Here is a 3,135-nt window from a genome sequence, read left to right as displayed (position 1 = left end):
CGAGGGCTAGAGGCTCTATCCCTTGTGAGGCAGGGGGTCTAGCTATGTTGTCACCCTCTCAGCTTCAAGAGTCTTTCCCCTTTTTCAAGTTTGGAAAAGGGGATTTTTACCGTCAGCAGCGAAACTGTAAGTGCAGCGATCGGGTTTGAGGGGATAGGGGGGTTGGCGTGGATTTTTTTTTAGAAATCCGTGACAATTTGGGAAGACTATCGGAAAAACTCGTCAGGAACCTGGTTCTGGAGACTCGAACTTTAAACCACTGATGGCAAGCGAACACCATTTCATACTCGAACTCACCACTGTTCTAGGGGCGTCTGCTTTCGGTGGCTACATCGCCAATCGCCTACGTCAACCGGTTCTCCTCGGTTATCTCGCTAGTGGACTCATCGTCGGACCGTTTGGTTTGCAACTCGTCAGCGACACAGCCCAAATTAACGCCTTGGCAGAAATCGGCGTGGCGTTTTTGCTGTTTGCGTTGGGCGTCGAATTTTCTCTAGCCGAACTCAAGCGGGTGAAGGAAATCGCCCTGCAAGGAAGTTTAATGCAAATTGGCTTGACGGTGACGTTGGGGGCGTTGATTTCTCTGGCCTTCGGTTGGGCCGGACATATTACGCAAGGGGTGTTTTTGGGGGAGATTTTGTCCCTGTCGTCTACCGCCGTCGTCCTCAAAACGCTGACCGAACGCGGTGAAACCAGTACGCTTCACGGTCAAGTGATGTTGGCGATTTTAATCGTACAGGATCTGGTCTTGGGGTTGATGTTAGCCCTCTTACCCGCCCTCGACGCCCCGGAAAACCTCGTTTCGGCACTGTTGGCGGCGGTGCTGAAAGCGGTATTGTTTTTTACGGCAGCGTTTGCGGTGGGGCGGTGGTTGGTTCCCCACTTGATTCGCTACGTAGCGGCGACGGAAAGTAGCGAACTGTTTTTGTTGACGGCGATCGCCCTTTGTTTGGGGGTGGCGTTGACGACGGCGGCGTTGGGACTCTCCATCGAGATGGGGGCGTTCGTGGCGGGGTTGATGTTGGCAGAACTCGATTACGCCGATCGCGCGTTGTCGAAAGTGTTGCCCCTGCGGGATACCTTTGCCAGTTTGTTTTTTGCCTCGATCGGAATGTTGGTCGATCCGGCGGTGCTGTGGGACAATCTCGGCAGTATTTTGGCGTTAGTTCTGTTGGTGATGGTGGGAAAAGCAGCGATCGTGTTACCGATCGTCCTGCGGTTTCGCTATTCGTTTAAAACTGCTGTTATCGCCGCCTTCGGACTCAACCAAATCGGGGAATTTTCCTTTGTGTTGGCGTTGGAAGGGAAAGAATTCGGACTTCTCAATGCCGAACAGTATTTGTTGTTGTTGGGAACCACGGCGATTACGTTGGTGTTAACGCCGATCGGGATGCGGTGGTCGCCTCGAATTGCCGATCGCCTGGCGAAAATCCCGCTATTTTCTTTATTTTTGCAACGGTTTGGATCGGACCGACAGTTTTTTACCCCGGAAACTATTCGGGATCATGTTGTGGTGGCGGGATACGGACGAGTGGGTCAGGTGTTGGTGAAAATCCTGCGAGAACGGGGCTATCAGGTGTTAGTGATTGAAAATAGCGAAGCGGCGATCGTGAAGTTGCGATCGCAGAAAATTCCCTATATTTTCGGAGACGCCGAGTCGGGATTTATCCTCGAAAAAGCTCATTTAGAAAAAGCCAAAGCTCTCGCGATCGCCCTACCCGATCCCGCCAGTACCCGCTTGCTCCTCAAACGTGCCTTGGAATTCGCCCCGGAACTCGACATTGTGGTGCGTTGTCACAGCAACCAAGAAATCGATTTGTTATCCCAGTTGGGAGCCAAGGAAGTGGTTCAACCGGAGTTCGAGGCGGCGTTGGAAATGGGAGGACATATGTTAACCACATTGGGAGAAAATATGTCCTCGATTCAGCTTTCGATTCGCAAGATTCGCACCGATCGCTATCAGAGTATTCGATCGGACGTGCGCCCTGTCAGCGAACGGGATATCGATACGGCGACCGAACAGCTTCACAATGAATGGGTGACGATTCCCGAGGCGTCGCCGCTGCATTGGATGACGTTAGCTACAGCGGATTTACGGAATTTGACGGGGGTTACGGTGATGGCGATCGAGCAGGGAGACGATATGTTTTACTATCCGAAGGGACAGACGACGCTACGAACGGGCGATCGCTTGTTAGTGGTGGGGAAACCGGAGGAAGTGCTGGCGTTTTACGAGGTGCTAGAAGGGCGGCGATCGATCGATGGCGGTTACAACCATTGGGTGACGCTGACGGACACGTCGCCGCTGGTGGGAATGACGCCCAACGGGATTTACAACGACTATCAAACTCAGGTGAAAGCGGTTCGTCGCCACGGGAAGTTATACAGCGTTGACGACGATATCGAACTGGAATCGGGAGATTGTTGTTTGTTGAGTGGCGATCCCGAACGGGCGGAGTACGTGGCAGAATTGGCGATGCGGGGTTGAGGGCGATTTGTCCGTTGGATTTGTACGCTAGAAAAGACCGGGAATTGAGGACGAGGCGATGACGGTTCGAGAACCCCGATATAGCAAAGAAGAATTTGCGCGACGTGGCGAACAACTCTACGAGATGCGAGTGCGATCGCAAGTGGAAGCGGGAAATCGCGGAAAAATTGTCGCGATCGATATCGAGACGGGGGCGTTTGAACTGGCGGATACGACGGTCACGGCGATCGATCGACTTTACCGACGATATCCGAACGCTCAGCCTTGGGTGGTTCGCATCGGACATCGTACTGTTTATCGTTTTGGTTGAAGATCGCTTCTCGCACGTCATCTCACGTCATCTAAAGATAAATCGAGAACCTCAGCAATTTGTTCGGGGGTTAAACCCAGTGAGAAGGTTGGTTAGTTTGAACGCAATAAAAAAATAGCCGAGATCGCTTTGGGCTTCGTTCTTCAAATAAACCGACGGTTTTTATTTTTAACTTTCAACCCACATTCCGCACTTCAAATGTAGTGTATAAGTAGTATAAATTGAATCGGAAAAGAATTAGGTATTTCGACTCAGCCAACTGACCCCTTGACTTGAAAATAACATTCAAGAGCCAACTGACTTGACAAAAAATAGTAGGATATGCAGAATGACTTCC

2 protein-coding genes are annotated in these 3,135 nt (G+C 51.4%); both read left to right on the top strand.

All coding sequences use genetic code 11. From position 1 onward, the window contains the following. Positions 1-262 precede the first annotated feature (262 nt). Positions 263-2,488 (top strand): cation:proton antiporter domain-containing protein, encoded by a 2,226-nt coding sequence (locus GEI7105_RS0116815; protein WP_017661599.1) that lies wholly within the window; start codon positions 263-265, stop codon positions 2,486-2,488. 58 nt (positions 2,489-2,546) lie between these two features. Further along, positions 2,547-2,798: a hypothetical protein gene (locus GEI7105_RS0116810; protein ID WP_017661598.1), complete on the top strand. Its 252-nt coding sequence runs from the start codon at positions 2,547-2,549 to the stop codon at positions 2,796-2,798. Positions 2,799-3,135 lie beyond the last annotated feature (337 nt).

The sequence above is a fragment of the Baaleninema simplex PCC 7105 genome (genome assembly GCF_000332355.1).
Taxonomy (GTDB): Bacteria; Cyanobacteriota; Cyanobacteriia; order Cyanobacteriales; family Geitlerinemataceae; genus Baaleninema; species Baaleninema simplex.
This window is presented reverse-complemented; position numbering and strand designations above follow the sequence as displayed.

What these genes read in the sequence shown, in the direction of transcription:
- GEI7105_RS0116815 (WP_017661599.1), top strand. Translation starts at nt 263, where the DNA reads ATGGCAAGCGAACACCATTTCATACTCGAACTCACCACTGTTCTAGGG.
- GEI7105_RS0116810 (WP_017661598.1), top strand. Translation starts at nt 2,547, where the DNA reads ATGACGGTTCGAGAACCCCGATATAGCAAAGAAGAATTTGCGCGACGT.